This is a genomic window from Burkholderia guangdongensis (assembly GCF_013403875.1).
Classification (GTDB): domain Bacteria; phylum Pseudomonadota; class Gammaproteobacteria; order Burkholderiales; family Burkholderiaceae; genus Burkholderia; species Burkholderia guangdongensis.
This window is the reverse complement of sequence record NZ_JACBNX010000080.1, coordinates 1-281: the sequence shown is the minus strand read 5'-3', so window position 1 is coordinate 281 and position 281 is coordinate 1. Positions and strand designations below refer to the sequence as shown.

The following is a 281-nucleotide window of genomic DNA, read 5'->3' as shown; positions in this document are numbered from 1 at the left end:
AGCAGTTCCGCGTCGTCCACCATGTCGCACTTGTTCAGGAACACGATGATGTACGGCACGCCGACCTGACGCGCCAGCAGGATGTGCTCACGCGTTTGCGGCATCGGGCCGTCAGCGGCCGAGCACACCAGGATCGCGCCATCCATCTGCGCGGCGCCCGTGATCATGTTCTTCACGTAGTCGGCGTGGCCCGGGCAGTCGACGTGCGCGTAGTGACGGTTCGCCGTCTCGTACTCGACGTGCGCCGTGTTGATCGTGATGCCGCGCGCCTTTTCTTCCGG

Annotated in this window: 1 protein-coding gene; it reads right to left on the bottom strand. The window is 64.8% G+C overall.

The features are described 5' to 3' along the window. The coding region (locus HZI36_RS27640; protein ID WP_246327247.1) for a GTP-binding protein at window positions 1-281 on the bottom strand (281 nt) is incomplete at both ends.